This is a genomic window from Pyruvatibacter mobilis (assembly GCF_012848855.1).
Taxonomy (GTDB): Bacteria; Pseudomonadota; Alphaproteobacteria; order CGMCC-115125; family CGMCC-115125; genus Pyruvatibacter; species Pyruvatibacter mobilis.
Map to the genome: position 1 here is coordinate 243434 of NZ_CP051630.1, position 17691 is coordinate 261124.

The 17691-nt window shown below is 63.5% G+C and carries 15 protein-coding genes; 4 read left to right on the plus strand and 11 right to left on the minus strand.

The genetic code is table 11. From position 1 onward, the window contains the following. Window positions 1-37 precede the first annotated feature (37 nt). The 8 genes from asnB to HG718_RS01260 form a co-directional block, all read right to left on the minus strand. Window positions 38-1897, minus strand: coding sequence for an asparagine synthase (glutamine-hydrolyzing) (gene asnB / locus HG718_RS01225; RefSeq protein ID WP_160586696.1), 1860 nt, complete (start codon window positions 1895-1897; stop codon window positions 38-40). A 4-nt stretch (window positions 1898-1901) separates the two neighbouring features. Beyond that, entirely contained in the window at window positions 1902-2645 is a 744-nt protein-coding gene (locus tag HG718_RS01230) for a class I SAM-dependent methyltransferase (RefSeq protein ID WP_160586697.1), read from the minus strand. A 64-nt stretch (window positions 2646-2709) separates the two neighbouring features. Then, window positions 2710-3678 (minus strand): glycosyltransferase family 2 protein, encoded by a 969-nt coding sequence (locus HG718_RS01235; RefSeq protein ID WP_160586698.1) that lies wholly within the window; start codon window positions 3676-3678, stop codon window positions 2710-2712. An 11-nt stretch (window positions 3679-3689) separates the two neighbouring features. Then, complete coding sequence (locus HG718_RS01240) at window positions 3690-4499, minus strand: hypothetical protein (RefSeq protein ID WP_160586699.1); 810 nt, start codon at window positions 4497-4499, stop codon at window positions 3690-3692. A gap of 177 nt (window positions 4500-4676) precedes the next feature. Further along, window positions 4677-5822, minus strand: coding sequence for a bifunctional 2-methylcitrate synthase/citrate synthase (locus HG718_RS01245; RefSeq protein WP_160586700.1), 1146 nt, complete (start codon window positions 5820-5822; stop codon window positions 4677-4679). Window positions 5823-5890: 68 nt separating this feature from the next. Continuing rightward, window positions 5891-6784: a methylisocitrate lyase gene (prpB, locus tag HG718_RS01250; RefSeq protein ID WP_027838906.1), complete on the minus strand. Its 894-nt coding sequence runs from the start codon at window positions 6782-6784 to the stop codon at window positions 5891-5893. Then, window positions 6784-8289, minus strand: a complete 1506-nt coding sequence (locus tag HG718_RS01255) for an MmgE/PrpD family protein (protein WP_027838907.1) — start codon at window positions 8287-8289, stop codon at window positions 6784-6786. Before HG718_RS01255 ends, prpB begins: the two co-directional genes overlap by 1 nt. Before the next feature lie 290 nt (window positions 8290-8579). Continuing rightward, a complete protein-coding gene (locus HG718_RS01260) occupies window positions 8580-10640 on the minus strand; it encodes a TonB-dependent receptor (RefSeq protein WP_160586701.1) in 2061 nt (686 codons plus the stop codon). A gap of 379 nt (window positions 10641-11019) precedes the next feature. Between HG718_RS01260 and HG718_RS01265 the strand changes: the two genes are divergently transcribed. Next, complete coding sequence (locus HG718_RS01265; RefSeq protein WP_244624804.1) at window positions 11020-11820, plus strand: helix-turn-helix transcriptional regulator; 801 nt, start codon at window positions 11020-11022, stop codon at window positions 11818-11820. A 481-nt stretch (window positions 11821-12301) separates the two neighbouring features. After that, window positions 12302-12685 carry a hypothetical protein gene (locus HG718_RS01270; RefSeq protein ID WP_027838909.1) on the plus strand — a complete coding sequence of 128 codons (384 nt, stop codon included), beginning with the start codon at window positions 12302-12304 and terminating at the stop codon, window positions 12683-12685. A 118-nt stretch (window positions 12686-12803) separates the two neighbouring features. Here HG718_RS01270 and HG718_RS01275 read toward each other — a convergent pair whose 3' ends face one another. The 3 genes from HG718_RS01275 to HG718_RS01285 form a co-directional block, all read right to left on the minus strand. Continuing rightward, window positions 12804-14525: a calcineurin-like phosphoesterase family protein gene (locus tag HG718_RS01275; protein WP_160586703.1), complete on the minus strand. Its 1722-nt coding sequence runs from the start codon at window positions 14523-14525 to the stop codon at window positions 12804-12806. A 104-nt stretch (window positions 14526-14629) separates the two neighbouring features. After that, the gene (locus tag HG718_RS01280) at window positions 14630-15406 is read right to left on the minus strand and encodes a hypothetical protein (protein ID WP_160586704.1); all 777 of its coding nucleotides are present in this window, start codon (window positions 15404-15406) and stop codon (window positions 14630-14632) included. A 159-nt stretch (window positions 15407-15565) separates the two neighbouring features. After that, complete coding sequence (locus tag HG718_RS01285; protein ID WP_160586705.1) at window positions 15566-15973, minus strand: VanZ family protein; 408 nt, start codon at window positions 15971-15973, stop codon at window positions 15566-15568. Window positions 15974-16189: 216 nt separating this feature from the next. Between HG718_RS01285 and HG718_RS01290 the strand changes: the two genes are divergently transcribed. Continuing rightward, on the plus strand, window positions 16190-16675 hold the full coding sequence (locus HG718_RS01290; RefSeq protein WP_205345620.1) for a YHS domain-containing (seleno)protein: 486 nt from the start codon (window positions 16190-16192) through the stop codon (window positions 16673-16675). Window positions 16676-16869: 194 nt separating this feature from the next. After that, the gene (locus HG718_RS01295) at window positions 16870-17580 is read left to right on the plus strand and encodes a metallophosphoesterase family protein (RefSeq protein ID WP_244624768.1); all 711 of its coding nucleotides are present in this window, start codon (window positions 16870-16872) and stop codon (window positions 17578-17580) included. The last annotated feature ends 111 nt before the right edge of the window (window positions 17581-17691 follow it).

Sequence of the window (17691 nt, forward strand, 5' to 3'; positions counted from 1 at the left end):
CCTGAGCGATCCGATTCGCCTGCGACTATAGCGCGGCTCAGGCGGACTGTGCGGCGAGCCATTGCTGAAAGGTGAGGATGGTCCACAGGTCCAGCGCCCGGTTGCGGCCGCGCAGATGGGCGGCCCAGGCGGCGCGGATCGGGGCCGGGTCGATCAGGCCGGTCCGGGCGAGGGCCTGCGGGGATAACAGGGCCTCGGCCCAGTCGCGCAGCTCGCCGCGCAGCCAGTCGGGCAGCGGCTGGTAGAAGCCCATCTTGGGCCGCTCGAAGAGATGCTCCGGCACGTGGCGTGCCAGGGTGCGGCGCAACAAATATTTCCCGCTTATGTTTGGATATGTAGATATTTCCGGAAATTGTGCAAATGCGAAACGGGCGATTGCATGGTCGAGCAGCGGCGCCCGGACCTCGAGGCTCGCACCCATGGAGGCGCGGTCCATCTTTACCTGCAGGTCATCCGGCAGATAGGTCATGGTGTCCTGCACCATGAAGCGCGCCTCGGGCGCCAGGGGAGAGGCGGGCCATGGCGGTTCGTCATAGGCTGCTGTGGGCATGTCCCACCGCCAGCGGCTGACATGGGGCAGGTAGGCATCGTCCGGACCCTGAATACCTGCGCGGGCCAGCGCCTTGCGGCCCGGCATGCCGGGGACGCGGGCCAGGGTGCCCGCCGCGCGGCGCAGCCACTGAGGCCGGCCCGCAGCACGGCGCCAGTCTTCGGCGGCAGCGCGGTAGCGGCCATAGCCGCCGAAGAACTCATCGCCGCCATCACCCGACAGGGCCACGGTGACATGCGCCCGCGTCTTGCGGCTCAGCACCATGCTGGGCAGGGCCGAGGGGTCTGCGAAGGGTTCATCATAGGTCGCCGGCAGGTCCGGAAGCAGGTCGCGCGCGTCTTTATCGGTCACCGGCATTTCATGATGGTCCGTGCCCAGATGGGCGGCCACGTCGCGGGCGTAGGGGGCTTCGTCGTGGGCGCTGTCCGGGAAGGCGATGGTGAAGGTCTTGACGCGGTGACCCGCAGCGCGCGCGGCATGGGCTGCGACCGTCGAGCTGTCGATGCCGCCGGACAGGAAGACGCCCACCGGCACATCCGCATGCAGCCGCCGCGTAACGGAGCGGGCGATGAGGGCGTCGAGTTCATCAACGGCCGCTTCAATGGGCCGGGTGCCGCCTTCGGGCTGCAGACTTTCGGCTTCCTCCAGCGGGTCGAAATAGGTCTTCAGCGCCAGCGCGCGACCACGGCCGGGGCGGAGCTCGCCCCAATGGCCGGGCGGCAGCTTGGCCATGCCCTCCTGAATGGTCAGCGGCGCGGGCACATAGCTACGGGTCAGGAAGGCGGAGACGGCCGTGGCGGACAGCTTTGTTTCCCATGCGGGGTGCGGCCGCAGGGCTGCCAGGGTGGAGCCGAACAGGAACACGCCCTGCTGCCAGCCATAGACCAGCGGTTTTTCGCCGAACCGGTCGCGCGCCAGGAACAGCGTACGGGTTTCCCGGTCCCACAGGGCGAACGCGAACATGCCGTCCAGCAGCGGCAGCGTTTCGGCAACGCCCCAGCGGGCGAGGGCTGCCAGCAGGATTTCCGTGTCGGAATGGCCGCGCCAGGCAATGTCGCCTGTCTGTTCCAGGCGCGCCCTGATGTCCGGGGCGTTGTAGATTTCACCGTTATAGACGAGCTGGAACCGCCCATCCGCGCTGGTCATCGGCTGGTTGCCAGCCGGCGATAGGTCGAGGATGGAAAGCCGCCGGAACCCAAGACCGATCCCCGCCTCCGCATCGTGCCACTGGCCCGCATGGTTCGGTCCCCGCGGCGCGATGGCGTCGGTCATCGCGGTCAGCAGGCCGGGCCAGTGCGTCGGATTGGTGCGGTGGTCCGGATCCAGAAAGCCTGCAAAGCCACACATGGCGTCAGATCTTCGGCCGACTCTTGAAGACCAGCGGCAGGGACTTGATCCAGCGGCTGAAATTGGGATGCGCTTTCTTGGCGAGCGCCCGGTACTTGTCCGGATGCACCATGTCCATCACCTCGTGGCCCATCAGGTCCCGCGCCGCCTTGAGCGCGGGATAGTCTCCGAGCCGCGCCTCATCCACGTAGAGGACTAGGTTCTGCTTGTACCACCAGGTGACGTCCTGGTTGTTCCACACCCGCGTGCGGATCGCGTCCACCGGCACATAGCCGTTGGCTGCGAAGTGGCGGGCCCAATAGGAGGGCCATTGCTCGTTGATGTGGTTAGGGCCTTCCTGCAGGGGGATGGCGGCGGAGAACAGCACCACGGGTGCGGCCTTCGTCAGCTCCCGGACGAAGCTCTCAGCCCGGCTCTCCGGCAGGTGCTCGGCGACTTCGAGCGAGATCGCCAGGTCATATCCATCGCCCGTATCGATCGGGGCAAACAGATCCGTCCGGCGGAAATGGTCCTGGGGAATGCGCAGGACGGCAAGGTCGAGCCACTCGCCGTCGAGCCCGCAGATTGTCCCGGCGCCGCATGCCTTGAAGGCCGCCAGCCACGAGCCGTCCCCGCAGCCGATATCAATCACCTTGTCCGGCCGTACCATGTCGAACACCATCGGTGCGATCACCGAGGCGGAGGGGCCCGCCGTGTTGACGAGGTCCGCATAGAAATTGTCGTCATAGTTGATGTCGGCGGTGGACATGACGGGACGTGCCTTCAACGCATTTGTCGAGTTGGGGCGGTGAGACCGGGCCGGTCAATGCCGCTTAATGGTCATACACCGCTTCACAGGTCCGGATAAAGCGCACAGGGTCACGCCACAGCCCCAATGATCCGCGCAGATAGTGGCGGTACCATGCGCTTGTCAGCCCGGCGCCGCGTTCGCGGCGCGCATAGCGCCAGGCCCGCGCAGCGTTGCGGCGGCAGGCAAACCGGATGAGGGCCGGGTCAAGGTCGGGGTAGTCGGCAACGAACAGGCGCACCGCCTTGGTGACGCGCTGGAGCTGCCTTCCCTGATTGTTCGACAGCCGGTTGACGCTGTCATCCAGCAGATAGGCCAGTGTCTGGTCCAGGTGCAGGAAGCTGCCATGGCGGGCCAGCCGCATGGTCAGGGAATATTCCTGGCTGAACACCACCCGTTCATCGCAGCCGCCGCATGCGCGGGCAATTTCTGTGCGGGTCATGAACTGGGTGGGGTTGAACAGCGAATTGCGGATGGCCGGTGCCAGGGGGGCCGCTGTTACCGTGATGGCAGGAGAGGCCGGTGCCGGTGACAGGTCCGGCTCAGCGCCCGGCGGAAAGAACGCGCGGTCGCCATAGGCGACGATGGCGACCGGTGCGTCGCGCAGGGCGGTCAGCAGGTTCACCGTGGCGTCGCGGGTCAAAAGGTCATCGGCATCGACGAATTTGAGAAACGGCATGCGGGCCGCGGAGATGCCGGTATTGGTCGCCGCTGCGGAGCCTGCGTTCTCCTGGCAGATGATCTGCACATTGTTCCAGCCCGCCGTGCCGGCGCGGACCACGTCGAGGCTGTCGTCGGTCGACCCGTCATCCACGAAGATGAATTCGCGCGGGAAGTCGCCCTGCTGCGCGGCCATGGCGTCCAGCACGGGCGGCAGGACGCGCGCCTTGTTGTAGACCGGCACGACGAAGCTGACGCCGTTTTCAGGCGCAGGGTCCGGGGTGCCCGGCACGGGGTGCGGGCCGGGAAGGGGGGCAGGGCCGGGTGATGTCATGTGGTGTGCGGTCAGTAATCCAGGCAGCGGTTCAGCTTCTTCTGATTACCATTATAGCGCTGCCAGCAGCCATCCCTCAGGGCATCACGCCAGTGGGCTTCGCCCTTCAGGCAGGAATAGCGCTTGCGCTCATTGCCGGCATAGCGCTGCCAGCACCCGTCCTTGAGGGCGTTCTGCTGGATGTCGCTGAGCCCGCCAAGGCTGCTGCCTGAGCCACCCGAATTGCCGCCGAAGAAACCGCTGCCGCCGGAATAATTGCTGATGCCGCCGGAGCGGTAGCTGTCGAGGCAGCGATAGTAGCGATTGCCGCCGCCGCCATAGAGGCGGTTGCAGCCATCCGCATGGGCGGACCGGGAATAGTGGTTGCCGCGCATGCAGGCGTCGTAGTCATTCGAAAAACGCGGGAAGCGGGCGTCGCAGCCGGTCTCCAGCGCCTTGTCAAACAGGCGACCGTCAGTCTGGCCGTAGGAATTGCCGTAATTGTCTGAATGGCCCTGATAGCCGCTGTTGCCACCATAGCCTCCATAGAGATTGGAGGTATCAAGGCAGCGGTCGAGCTTGGAGCCGTTGCCGGAATAGCGTTGATGGCAGCCGTCCCTGAGAGCGTTCTGCCAATAGGCCTGGCCCTGGAGGCAGGCATTGCGCTTGCGGTCATTGCCGGCATAGCGCTTCCAGCAGCCGTCGGTCAGGGCATTGCGCTGCACATCGTTCATGCGCGACAGGGCGTCACCGCCATATTGCGCTGCTGCCGGGCTGAGAGGCACAAGGCTCAAAACGCCGAGTGCCCAGGCCATGGCCAGTGTCTTCATCAAGATGCGCATCGGTTCCATCCCCCGAGTGACTGATGTGCAGGTCTTATGCCTACACCCAAAAGCTAGCTGGGCCTAGATGACAGGCCGATGAACGGCGGCCGTCGCCCCGATAACCGGGGCGCAGGGGCAACAAAAAAGGCCCCGGCGAATGCCGGGGCCTTTGCGTTCCTGGTGTTGCACCTGCCGCTAGTGGGCGGGGCGTTCGTCCAGCGACGTCACCTGGCGCTGCTCTTCGCCCACATAGGCGGAGAGCGGGCGGATCAGCTTGTTGTCGGCCACCTGCTCCATGATGTGCGCCGTCCAGCCGGTGATACGGCTCATCACGAAGAGCGGGGTGAACATCGGGATGTCGAAGCCCATCAGGTAGTAGGCCGGGCCCGCCGGGAAATCGAGGTTCGGGTAGATGCCCTTGTCGTCGACCATGGTCTTTTCCAGGTTCTTCGACATCTCGACCCACTTCTGGCCGCCCTTGATCTCGGCCATCTTGTAATAGGCCTCGGTCATGGTCGGCACGCGGCTGTCGCCGTTCTTGTAAACGCGGTGGCCGAAGCCCATGACCTTGCGCTTGTTGGCGAGCGCGTCGCGCAGCCACTGGGCGGCCTTCGCCGGGTCATCGATCTCGATCATCATATGCATCACGGCCTCGTTGGCGCCGCCGTGCAGCGGGCCCTTGAGGGCGCCGATGGCACCGGTCACGGCGGAGTAGATGTCCGACGTGGTGGAGGTGATGACGCGGGCAGCGAAGGTCGAGGCGTTGAAGGAGTGCTCGGCGTAGAGGATCATCGAGATGTCGAAGCAGTCGATGACTTCCTTGGCCGGCACTTCGCCGAAGCACATGTTGAAGAAGTTCTCGGAGAAGCCGAGATCCTTGCTCGGCGCAATCGGTTCCTTGCCGTTGCGGATGCGGTAGTCCGCAGCGATGCAGGTCGGGATGCGGGCCAGCATCTTGATCGACTTTTCAAGATTGCTTTCCGGGCTCTCATCCGCGGTGGTGGGGTCTTCCTGGCCGAGGAAGCTCACAGCCGTGCGGATCGTGTCCATCGGATGGGCATTCTTGTTGAAGCGGCGGATCACTTCGATCGCGTCGTCGGAAATGGCGCGGAAGCCGATTTCCTGCTCAACGAGCTCGGCCAGCTGTGCCTTGTTCGGCAGTTCACCGTGCCACAGCAGATAGGCCGTCTGCATGAAGTCGGCCTTCTTGCAGAGGTCCTGCACGGCATAGCCGCGATAGGTGAGGGAGTTGGTTTCCTGCATCACCTTGGACACGGCTGTGGTGTCGGTGACGACGCCTGCCAGGCCGTATTTGATTTCTTCGGCGGGTACTTCGCTCATTGGTATTCACCTTCCTGTTGCCGGCGATGACGGTGCGCCGCAAAGCCGGTAAGCGGTGTTCGACTGGGTCAGACCTTGAAGTTGAAGATCGAGGTGTCGAACTTGTTGTACTCTTCGTAATTGAGAAGCTCATAGAGCCGGGCGCGGGTCTGCATCTGCGGGACCACGCCTTCCTGGGTGCCCTCGTCGCGAATGCGCTCGAACGCGCTTTCAACGGCGCCCATGGCGATGCGCAGGGACGTCACCGGGTAGATGACGATGTTGATGCCCAAATCCTGCATCTGCTTGGTGGTCAGCAGGTCCGATTTACCGAACTCGGTCATGTTGGCGAGGATGGGAACGTCCACGCCCTTGCGGAAGGCTTCGAAGTCGCTTTCGTCCTTCATGGCTTCCGGGAAGATCGCGTCGGCGCCGGCATCCACATAGGCCTTGGCGCGGTCGATGGCTGCGTCGAGGCCTTCAATGCCGCGGGCATCGGTCCGGGCCATGATGGTGAAGTTCTCGTCCTGGCGTGCCTCAACGGCAGCCTTGATGCGGCGGACCATCACGTCCACGGGCACCACGTCCTTGTTGTCGAGATGGCCGCAGCGCTTCGGGTTCACCTGGTCTTCCAGGTGGAAGGCGGCGAGGCCCTGGTTCTCCATTTCCACCATGGTGCGGTAGGCCGACATGGGTTCACCGAAGCCGGTGTCCACGTCGATCATGCAGGGCAGGTTGGTGGAGCGGGCAATCTGGTGGCCGCGGGTGGCCACTTCGGTCAGCGTTGTCAGGCCGATATCGGGCAGGCCGAGATCGGCGGAGAGGACGGCGCCGGAAATGTAGATGGCGTCGAAGCCCTGCTCCTCAAGCAGCCGGGCCACAAGCGGCGAGAAGGCCCCGGGGACGCGTTGAAGCGTCCCCGAGTTGATCCCGTCCTTGAAGGCCTTGCGCTTTTCAGCGGCGGTCTTCGTGACATTCAGCATTAAAAGATGCCCTTCTTGTCGGCGAGGCGCTTCACCTTGCCGGCCGGCACCTGGACGTTGAGCTGGTTCAGCTCATCAGCCTTCAGCTTCGGCAGGCGCTCGGCGGTTTCAATGAAGCGCTCGGCTTCGTTCTGGGTGATGATGCCGTCGGTCAGCGTCATGAACTTGTTGATGTAGTTCTCACGCTCGAACGGACGGGCGCCCAGCGGGTGCGCGTTGGCGACGGCCATTTCGTCTTCCATCTGCGAGCCGTCCTTGAACCTGATCTCCACGCGGGCACCGAAGGCCTTCACCTTCGGGTTGCGCGAGTGGTAGCGCTCGGTCCACTTGGGATCTTCGACGGTGCGGATCTTGTGCCACAGGCGCACGGTGTCCTTGCGGGCCGCGCGGCGCGGGGCGTAGGACTTCACGTGGTGCCAGGAGCCGTCCTGCAGGGCGACGGCGAAGATGTACATGATCGAATGGTCCAGCGTTTCGCGGCTGGCATTCGGGTCCATCTTCTGCGGGTCGTTGGCGCCGGTGCCGATCACGTAGTGGGTGTGATGCGACGTGTGGATCACGATTTCCTCGATGTCATCGAAGTTGTCGATTTCCGCACCCATCTTGAACGCAAGGTCGATCAGGGCCTGGCTCTGATACTCGGCCGAGTGTTCCTTGGTGTAGGTGTCGAGGATGGCGCGCTTGGGTTCGCCTGCGCCCGGCAGCGGCACGGTGTATTCCGCATCCGGACCATCGAGGATCCAGGCAACGACACTGTCTTCGCCTTCATAGATCGGCGACGGTGCGCCTTCGCCGCGCATGCAGCGGTCAACGGCCTCGATCGCCAGCTTGCCGGCGTGGGCCGGAGCAAAGGCCTTCCAGGACGAGATTTCGCCCTTGCGCGACTGGCGGGTGGAGACGGTGGTGTGCAGGGCCTGCTGGATCGACTGGTAGATCACTTCGGTCGGCAGCTTGAGCATGGCGCCGATGCCGCCTGCGGCCGACGGGCCGAGATGGGCGATGTGGTCGATCTTGTGCTCGTGCAGGCAGATACCGGTCACGAGGTCGACCTGCAGCTCATAACCTGCCGCAAGGCCGCGGATGAGGTTCTTGCCGGTCTGGCCGGTCTGCTGGGCGACGGCGAGGATCGGCGGGATGTTGTCGCCGGGGTGGGAGTAGTCAGCGGCGAGATAGGTGTCATGGAAGTCCAGCTCGCGGACGGCGGTGCCGTTGGCCCATGCGGCCCATTCGGCGCAGTAGGTCTGGTTGCTGGGCATGCCGAACACGGTGGCGCCGCCCTTGCGCGGATGCGCCAGCGCCTGAACGCGGGCGGTGGCCGGTGCGTGGCGGTTGACCGAGGCAATGGCGACGGAGGCGTTGTCGATGATGCGGTTGATGATCATCGCCTCGACGTCTTTTTCCACCGGCACTTTGTCGGCGCAGACTTCAGCCATCTTCCAGGCGAGCTGCTTCTCGCGCGGGAGATGCTTCTTTGACGGGTAAACGCGGACCTTGTGCTTCTTCATGTGCGGATGTCTCTCGATCGAAATGTTGCGTTGGCATTTTTGCGGAGGCAGTGCCGACTGTCTGGCCAGTCCGCCCCTCATTCATCGGGCATGCGCCTGAGGAAATGCGTGCACACATTACGCGCGCGCCCAATTTGGGCGCCACTTTGGCTTTTTCGCCTTGTGAGTCAACTGTCTAGGCGGCGATTTGCGCAGGCCGCGGAGACGCGAAACCCGGCTGACGTAGCGGCAGCTTGGCCGTCAGCCGGGCTCGGTTTTTCATCGGCGCACAAATGTTGTGCGCAGGCCGCTCAGAACGAAACGGACGTGCCGATATAGGCGGTTCTCGGTTCGCCCGGGAAATAGCGGAAACTTCCGAAGGCGAAGTCGGCGCGCTCGGCGAATTCGACATTGCCGAGATTCATGATGCGACCGGTGATCTCCAGATTGTCGGTCACCTGGTAGCGGGCGCGCAGGTTCAGCACCTGATGGCCGTCATACTCGTTGATGTTCGCCGCATCGACGAAGTACTCGTCCACATAGACATATTCGAGTTCCGCCCGTGCCCGGTCATCAAGCGACCAGCCGAGCCGGGCATTGCCGGTCCAGCGCGGGGCGGTATCGATGTCGGTGCCGGAGCGGATCGCCTCGGTCTGCTGCGCGGGGCTGGTGATTGGCCGGTCGAACTCATACTGGTGAACGGCGTAGGCGCCACTGACCCCGAGATCGAACCCGAAGGGCAGCTCTGCAAAGGCATCCAGCTCGATGCCGCGATGGGAGGTTTCCCCGTCGGTGACGTTGAAGCCGTCCGCGTCACGGAAGAAGAAATTGTCCTTCTCCGCATAGAACGCCGCCAGCGAAGCGGTGACCGGGCCGATGGTGGCGCGGGTGCCGATCTCGATGCTGTCCAGGGTCTCGGACTCAACGTCGCCGACGGCCTGGTTGACCTGCAGGCGATACAGGTCCGTCACCTGCGGCGCCCGGGCGGCGCGGGCGAGGTTGGCATAGATCTCAACGTCATCGCTGAGCGCCTGCACGACGCCGAGCTTGGGGGTCACGTTGAAGAAGTCGTCGGTGCGGTCGGCAGGGCGCTGGAAACGGCCGACGGTGTTGGATGCCGTCTTGTTGTCATAGTCATACCGCGTCCAGTCGAAGCGCACCCCGGTGGTGACGCGGGTGGTGGGCGTCACCTGCCATTCGGCATGCACATAAGGCGCCACAACGATCTGCGTTGCCTCAAAGTCGTAGTGGATGCCCTGCGGGAAGCTGCCGAAGGTCGGGCGCGCCTGTGTCTCCTTCAGGTAGCCGTCGGTGTATTCGAGGTCGAGACCTGCAACGAGTGTGTGGCCGCCCTCAAGGTCGATATAGAGCGCGGATTGCGCGCCGGCGCTCCAGTGGCCGGTTTCCTCCAGCGACTGGTCCGGCACGAAATGGCGCAGGAACTCCATGTCGTTCACCCGCGCGAAGGGCGTGATGGAGAGCGTCATGCTGTCATTCAGTTCCCGGTCCCATCGCGCGGAGGCCCGCAGGGCCCAGGCGTCGCGGAAGGCTTCCGGGTTGGGGTTCGAGCGCGCAAGGTCACCGTCGCGATAGGCCTCGAAGCCGCGAATGAAGCCGGCAGTCTCCTGGTTCAGGTTCTGGCCGGAGACCAGAAGCTTGATCCGGTCAGGACCGTCATCATGCAGCACGCTGAGGGTTGCCTTCTGCTGACCCACATTGGCGTGCTCACGGAAGCTCGAATCCTCCAACACCGAGACCGAGGCCCGATAGGCCGTCTTGTCCGACAGCGGACCGGTCACGTCCGCTGAACCCTTATCCCTGTGGCCGCCGGTCTCGTAGGACAGGGTGCGTTCCGCGGTGAAGGACGGGTCCGGGGTGATGACATTGATGAGCCCATGCACCGCATTGGAGCCATAGAGTGCGGATCCGGGCCCGCGGACGACTTCGATGCGGTCAGCGGTTTCGAAATGGGCGTCGAACAGGCCGTTCACATTGCCCCAGCCGGTCGCGCGCAGGGGAATGCCGTCTTCGAGATAGAGGAATGACCCCTGGCCGGCTCCACCGGTCAGCACCGGCGACCGGATGGCCGTCAGGTGTTCCTGGCCGTCATTCGAGTGGATGTAGACGCCGGGCAGCCTGTTCAGCAGCTCGGCGGGATTGTCGTGGCTTGAAAGGGTGATCTCGTCGGCTTCAAGCACGGCGGTGTTGCCTGCCAGCTCGCTGGCAGGCTGGGCAATGCGTGTGCCGGTGATGACCACGGGGTCGAGGACAAGCGCGCCTTCCGGTGCGTCCTGGGCCTGGCTTTTCCCCGAGATTGCTGTGACTGCCGTGAGGGCAGTGCAGAGCAGGAGCTTTTTCGTCGTTTTTTTCATGGTGCGGGCACTATAGGCAAAGGCTCGATGTTGTGACCCGGTGTTCCGGAATTATTTACCCGGGATGGTGAAAATCCGTTCAGGAAAGGCAAGTCTTGCTGTTCCGGCGCACCCAGCCATCCGCGAAATGCGGTTAGCCTATACGCAACTTTTGCGCGATGTTGCTGGTGGTTCCGGGCAAAAAAGGCTAATTTGACAATGGGTTGCAGGGTTGTCGTGCTGCCGGTGTTGGGCGAGCATCCACCCTGTGGGCAACCGGCGAGGTGGGTCTTCAGAAGGTGATCTCGCGGGTCTTGAAACCTGTGTGATGTGAGGCGTGCCGGGCAAGACAGCCCACCTTGTGAGTTTTGATCCTGTTGTGGAGTGACCCTTGAGTTCTGTGGTTCAGCTTCGTTCGAATGTGCGCCAACGCAAAGGCACGCCGGATGTGGGCGATGTCATTGCGCGCGAAGAGTCGTGGCAGGTCTTGTGGACCGAAGCCATGGCCTCTCATGATCCGCTGCGGTTGTTCGATGCCCTCGCCAACAGGCTGGCTGATTTCGGTTTTGACCAGGTCGCCTATGTCAATTTCCAGCACACGGGTGAAGCGCTCAGCGGCCAGTCCGGAGAACCCGCCCGCCGGACCATTACCTACGGGCAGGACTGGATCGAGTTCTACGCCCGCGAAGGCTATTTCGAAGACGATGTGCTGTTCGACCTGGCGCTGACCAATCAGCGGCCGATCGAATGGGAGCAGGTGACGTCTGCCCTGGACCTCAGCAAGCGCCAGCTCGAGATTTTCCAGGCGGGCTGGGATGCCGGCCACCGCTTCGGGATCACGATTCCCTTCCATGGCCCCACCGGGCGCGTGGCAACGCTGTCGGTGTCGACAAGCGGAACGCAGATGGATGTGCCGCGGGACCCGATGGAGGTTTACGCTCTGGCAGCTCAGTTCCACGCGATCTTCGATGCAATCGCCGGGTCGAAGGATCTGGTTCCGCCGCCGCCGCGCCTCAGCGAGCGCGAATATGAGTGCCTGTCCTGGGCGGCGCAGGGCAAGAGCAACCGTGACATTGCCGAGATCATCGGCGTGTCAGAGCCAACCGTGCAGTTTCACATGAGCAACGTCATGAAGAAGCTGAAGGTCTCCAGCCGCGTGTCGGCGGTGTACGAAGCCTCTCGGGTCGGCCTGCTTCGCTAACCACACATTGACGCAGGGTCGCAGCGGCCCCGCCTGTCGATCATTGATCCGCATCCGGCCTTTGAGCGCGGCCGTCAAACGGCCCGCTACGGACCGCGTGCATGCGGTGTCATGACACTGTTCAACAGGACGCGCCCCCAAGGACTAGTCCCTCTGACCGATGGGATTAGTCCTTGGGGGCAGTCTGCTGCGTGCAACCGAATATGAGGAAAATGCCGAACTGGCCGTGCATGAGGTTGCAGGGCCGAGCGCACTTCCTATGCCACAGCCGGATCAAGAGAGATACCTATGGAGGTTGGTAGGTATTCTTCGGTGCCGAAATGGTGCCTGCTGGTGTCAGGTTGCCTCCACTGATGGAGGGAGCGTCTGAGGGGGTTGGACAACCCCGTCAGTCTTTGGGGGCAGGGAGCCTGCAACATGCCGTTTCAACCCGAGTGTATATCGGGGCGGCGCAGGCTGGTCGAAGGAGTGAAACCGGACCATGCAGCACATGGATTTCAATTTTGGTCTCCACGGCAACTTCGTGCGTGAGGCGAAGAACAATGCCGAGAATGAATCGGCGAATGACATGACTGACACTGACAAAGGCGCGACTTCCGAAGTGATCGGCATGCGGACCGATGGTGCCACCCGCATCCCGCTGATCCGCCGGGGGCGCCACCGCGAGGAACTTGAATATGATCTGCTCCTCGTATTGCTGTGGGTCAGCAAGAACGTCCCCAGCAGCATGTTCGAACAGGTCTATACACTGATCTGGAACTTCACGCGCCTGGACGATGAAGAGCGCGACCGGATGCTGACCATGATGCGCGAGCTTGGCGATGCGCGGTTCGGCCCGGGCCGGGACGCACAAAGCCCCGCCTGATCAGACGGCGGGACTGCACCCCGCACAGATGCAGCCCTTGTAACAAGGGGAGGGAACGAAGCTGATGCCGGTCTGATATGGGGGACGGCTCAGCATCGGGACAGGAAAGGCGGCACCGTCATGGTGCCGCCTTTTCCATTTCCATAACGGCATGTGCGGTGTGCTCCGTGCCGAATTCGTCGGTCGCGGTCACGGTGATTGTGTTGGCGCCCGGCCGCACGCCGGCCGGCAGATCCGCGCGATACAGGTGTGACGACTTTTCCGCTTTCACCCAGGGCTTGCGCTGGGCGGAGAACCGTTCAAACAGCTCATGGGCTGCGGGGTCCGGTTCCTCGACGCGCGTCATCTCGATGGTGCCGCCGCCATTGACGGACAGGAGCACCGTGGTGTTCGGGCCGCCGTCAAACACATTGACCAGCACATCTGTCGAGGCGGCCTGGTCACCGGTGATGCGTCCGGCGGTCAGCCCGCCATGGCGTACATCCCTGAAAATGGGTGCCGCCATCTGGTGGAACTGACTGTCGAACAGGATGCGCATCTGGTGGCTGGCAGGCAGGCTGGCCGGTTTGAAACGCACGCTCATCTTGCGCCCGTCGAAACGGGCGATGTGATAGCCGTTCGGCGTCCCGTCGCGCTGCATGGCCAGCGGCACGCCGCGGGCGTCGTTGGGGCCTGACCACCAAGACCCCGAGACCGTGCTGATCACATGGCTGTGCAGCGGCGTGTCGCCGGTGAAGCCGTCATCCGTGCCGAAATAGTGGTGCTCAGTCGTGTGCGTATGCCCGTGCGCCGCATAGACGGTGTGGCCACTCAGTATGCGGAACAAATCTGCCTTGTTGACCGTATTGATGTTGGGCGCGTCGGGGTCCTGGTAGGTACGCAGGGGGATGTGGTGGAAAAGGACAATGCGGTCGCCCTTCTCGATGGTCGAGAGATAGGCTTCGACGAAGGCGAGCGCGTCATCGGGAACGCGGCCTTCATACATGCCGTTGCCGCGATAGGACGGTTCCTCCCGGCCCGCGTCGAACCCTTTGTAGTCCACATTATCGACCGCGATGAAATGCACGCCCCCATAGCTCCATGCATAGGTCGGCGGACCGATCAGGCGCTTGTAGGTTTCCAGCGAATAGCGGTCATCTGGGCTCAGGAAGTTGAGCTCATGATTGCCCGGCACATTGTAAACGGGTACGCCCATCTGGCTCATGATCCGGTTGTAGCGGGGGAACAGCGCAAGGTCATCGAACATGATGTCGCCGATGGTGACGGCGAAGGCCGCCTCCGTGCCAATCAGTTCCGCCACCACGTCGTCGCGGATGAAATCCACTTCCGTGTCGGATTGCGGCTGCGTGTCAGCGAAGAGGATGACCTCGAAGGGGCCGCTTTCGTCCTGGGCGACAAGGGGGAAGTCGATGGCCTCGGGCAGGGGGCCGGTCGGCGCCAGCCCTGGATACCGCAGTTTGAGTGCTTCAGGCGTGCCCTGCGGTGCGTGGATGTAATGGAAGCGGGGCAGCATCTCAGCGGACACCGGTGTGCGGTAGCCGGTCGGCTTGATCACGAAGATGATGTCGCCATCGCGCGTCTCGATCCTGTAGCCGCCATCTTCACCGGTCGTGGCAATGTCACGGCCATTGGACACATGGATGCCCTGCAGGCGCGGCTCGCCGTCATCCAGGGTTCCATTCAGGTTGAGATCCTCGAATACCGTACCGCGGGCCGTTTCCGCGAGGGCGCTGGCTGACACGCCGACCGTCAGCAGCACCGTGGTCAGAAACCCAGAAAGCTTTCGGTGGCTGGCGCGTCCGTTGATGAACCCTTTCGGGCTCTTTATGGCGATGGACATGAGGGCCTCCCGGATTGTGCCTTGATGCGGTTGTTCCGGGTAACAGTCATGACGCGTGCGTTTGACAATGCGGTGACACTTGATCTGGCGGGCGAAGGCGGCTGTTAGAACTCCGCCCAGAAGCTCACCAGGGCGCCTGACTCCCGCACGATCTCAGCACCGCTCAAAGTCTGTATGGCCCCGAGCTGGACGTGCCGCCCGGGTGCAAATGTCCAGCGCAGGGAGGCGATGCCTTTCTGGGACCGGTAATGGCTGAAGGGTGCTTCGGCCTTGCCGACCGTCACCGTGGTCTCGCCCTGAAGCAGCACCAGCCAATCGTCTGAGAGCGGAATGCCATAGGTCAGGTCGAAGCGGATCTCGTCCGGTGCCTTGCCGCCGCGGTGGCGGTAGGCCAATTGGCTGTCGGTGAACCCGGGCAGCCATAGGATGCCTTCGGGCTCGCCCTGCAGCAGGCGCAGGTCATAATCCGCATGTCCCGAGCTCAGGAGCGGGTTGCCTGGGCGGTGTTCCCGCAACGGCAGAAGGATTGTGGCTTGTGCGGAGATCACAGTGCCGCTTTCAAATTGCCAGAGCCGCGTGCGGACGCCGAGGTCGAGGCCGGAAAACCCCCGCTGGCGATCACCGCCGGAGATGGTGTCTTGCCAGGCGAGCCGGCCGATAAGGGTTGTGCTGTCGCGCCAGCCGGTTTCGAGATAGGCGGCAAGTTCGGTTTTCTCGAAGCCTGCCCCGCCCCGGGGGCGCCCGCTGGCCGTCAGGCGGTTCGGGGCGCCGGTAATGGCCAGGGTTGAGATCAGCAGCGTCTCGTCCTTGGCGCGCGGCCAGGCGCCTGCCTCGGCGTGCTGCGACGGCCCGGCACAGAGCAATGCGCTGGCGGCGAGCAAAAAGGCGCGCGACCGCGCACGGCCGTGCGCCGCGCGACATCTGTCAGGTCTGGTCCCGCAACCCCAATCGGTCATCTGGCGCCCCCCAAGACGCTCGGATGTTCCCGTTATTGGTGTGAACGGTAGCAGAAATGATCTGACGCGCCAGTGTGCTGGATGTCAGGCGGCGAAACGGCGGTTGTCATGCCATCGCTTGAGGGCCCGGCCGGTGAGGTAGAGCACCGCCGCTGCGGCAATTCCTGCAAGATTGGCGGCAAGGTCCGACAGGGAGGCGGATCGGCCGGGCACCAGCACCTGCGCCACCTCGATGCCCACGCTCAGCAGAAAGGCAGCGGCCAATCCACCCCAGGGGCGGTGAGGCAGGCTCATGGCGAAGAGGAGGCCGATGACCAGGAACGCGAGGCCATGGGCTGCGTATTGCAGTTCATCCGGCGGGCCGCCATAGGGCAGCAGGGCCAGGGCAATGGCACCGCCCGCGGCTGCGAAGGCGAGCAGGACGATGGCGGTGGGAGACAGGACGCGCACGAAAATCCCCTGGAAAGGCAGCTCAATTGGTGTGTCGGGCATTGGATGCAGGCACTGTGGGCCCCGGTGGCCTGCCAATCGGTTAACCAAGCCCGAGATCCATGACGGATCAGTGAACACATCTCTCTCAGCAAGCTGTGAAGCGCCGCGCGCGGCTTGTGATTGGGCGCGCGCGCCGTGACTTGCCACACTCTCTGCCAGGTTTTCCAGCGGGCCTGATTTTTGCCATGCCCGCTCATCCGGCAGGGAGCTCATGCCATGCTGTCCCAGACGATCCTGATGTCCCGGCTGTCGGCGAAGATCGCCATCTCGGCGTTTCTCGTGCTTGTGGCCCTGTTGTTTACCGCGCCAGCCCATGCTGCAAAGGATCCGGTCTATACCGGTTTCTTCAGCAGCGTCGCCGTCGGCGGCTATGACCCGGTGGCCTATTTCACCGAAGGGCGGCCGGTCGAAGGCTCGGATGACTTCGAGACCGACCATGAGGGCTACACCTACCGGTTCTCCAGCCAGGCCAATCTCGATGCCTTCATTGCGGAGCCTGAAGCCTATCTGCCGCAATATGGCGGCTATTGTGCCTGGGCTGTGGCGCAGGGCACGACCGCATCCACCAATCCGCACAACTGGTCCATCGTCGATGGCAAGCTCTACCTGAATTATGACGACGCTGTTCAGGCGCGCTGGGAGAAGGACATTCCCGGCAATATCAGCAAGGCCGATACCAACTGGCCGCGGGTTCTCAACTGAAGGCGGGCCTGTCCCCGACTTGTTGCTGACGTGGCGGGCATTCATCTGCGCTAGTCCGGCAGGGGGGGCAGGGGAATGGGCTTTCGGGAGCGCCGTCACTGCGCTTGCCGTTTGCGGTCCGGCGGTCGTATCAGTGGGGAATGTTCAAGCAGGCGTTTTCCCGGCTTCAAGCCGTCTTTCAATCCCCGGCCGCGGTGCCCGAGGGAACGCGCGTCTATGCCGTCGGCGACATCCATGGCCGTGCGGATCTGCTGGACCGCCTGCATGACATGATCCGCGCCGATGCGGCACAGGCACCCGAGGGGACGCGCCTCGTGGTCGTTTATCTCGGCGACTACGTGGATCGCGGCATGGACAGCAAGGGCGTGATCGACCGGCTGCTCGGTACGCCGCTGCCGGGCTTCGAGGTGGTGTCCCTCAAGGGCAATCACGAGGACGCGTTTCTCAAGTTCATGTCCGAGCCGGCCTTCGGCCGCGAGTGGAAGTATTACGGCGGGCTTGAGACCCTGATGAGCTATGGCGTCCGCGCCCTGCCACTCAAGGATGAGCCAGAGGCCTTCATCGCGGCGCGTGACGAACTGGCGGAGCTGATGCCCGAGGCGCACCGTACCTTTCTTGATACGCTGCGCGTCAGCCACGAGGAGGGCGGCTATTTCTTTGCCCATGCCGGCGTGGCACCGGGCGTGCCGCTCGGTGAGCAGGCGCCGGAGGATCTCATGTGGATCCGTGATGAGTTCCTGCAGGCCGACGGTGATTTCGGCAAGGTCGTGGTGCACGGCCATACGCCCGAGGAGGAGCCCGTGGTGCGCCGCAACCGCATCGGCGTCGACACCGGGGCCTATATCACCGGCACGCTTACCGCGTTGGTGCTCGACGGCCAGGACTATCGATTCCTGTCGGCCTGAGTTTTATCTGGCAGTCTCAATCTCCAACGAAAATCCATTCGTTAACGCCGTCTTCATCATTCTGAGGCTTTCTCGTCAGTAATTCGTTAACCGAACGGATGTGCGCTCGGA

Coding starts and splice junctions, on each gene's coding strand:
- HG718_RS01270 (WP_027838909.1), top strand. CDS start 12,302: ATGCAGCACATGGATTTCAATTTTGGTCTCCACGGCAACTTCGTGCGT.
- HG718_RS01285 (WP_160586705.1), bottom strand. CDS start 15,973: ATGCCCGACACACCAATTGAGCTGCCTTTCCAGGGGATTTTCGTGCGC.
- HG718_RS01275 (WP_160586703.1), bottom strand. CDS start 14,525: ATGTCCATCGCCATAAAGAGCCCGAAAGGGTTCATCAACGGACGCGCC.
- HG718_RS01260 (WP_160586701.1), bottom strand. CDS start 10,640: ATGAAAAAAACGACGAAAAAGCTCCTGCTCTGCACTGCCCTCACGGCA.
- HG718_RS01255 (WP_027838907.1), bottom strand. CDS start 8,289: ATGAAGAAGCACAAGGTCCGCGTTTACCCGTCAAAGAAGCATCTCCCG.
- HG718_RS01245 (WP_160586700.1), bottom strand. CDS start 5,822: ATGAGCGAAGTACCCGCCGAAGAAATCAAATACGGCCTGGCAGGCGTC.
- HG718_RS01235 (WP_160586698.1), bottom strand. CDS start 3,678: ATGACATCACCCGGCCCTGCCCCCCTTCCCGGCCCGCACCCCGTGCCG.
- HG718_RS01240 (WP_160586699.1), bottom strand. CDS start 4,499: ATGCGCATCTTGATGAAGACACTGGCCATGGCCTGGGCACTCGGCGTT.
- asnB (WP_160586696.1), bottom strand. CDS start 1,897: ATGTGTGGCTTTGCAGGCTTTCTGGATCCGGACCACCGCACCAATCCG.
- HG718_RS01290 (WP_205345620.1), top strand. CDS start 16,190: ATGCTGTCCCAGACGATCCTGATGTCCCGGCTGTCGGCGAAGATCGCC.
- prpB (WP_027838906.1), bottom strand. CDS start 6,784: ATGCTGAATGTCACGAAGACCGCCGCTGAAAAGCGCAAGGCCTTCAAG.
- HG718_RS01230 (WP_160586697.1), bottom strand. CDS start 2,645: ATGTCCACCGCCGACATCAACTATGACGACAATTTCTATGCGGACCTC.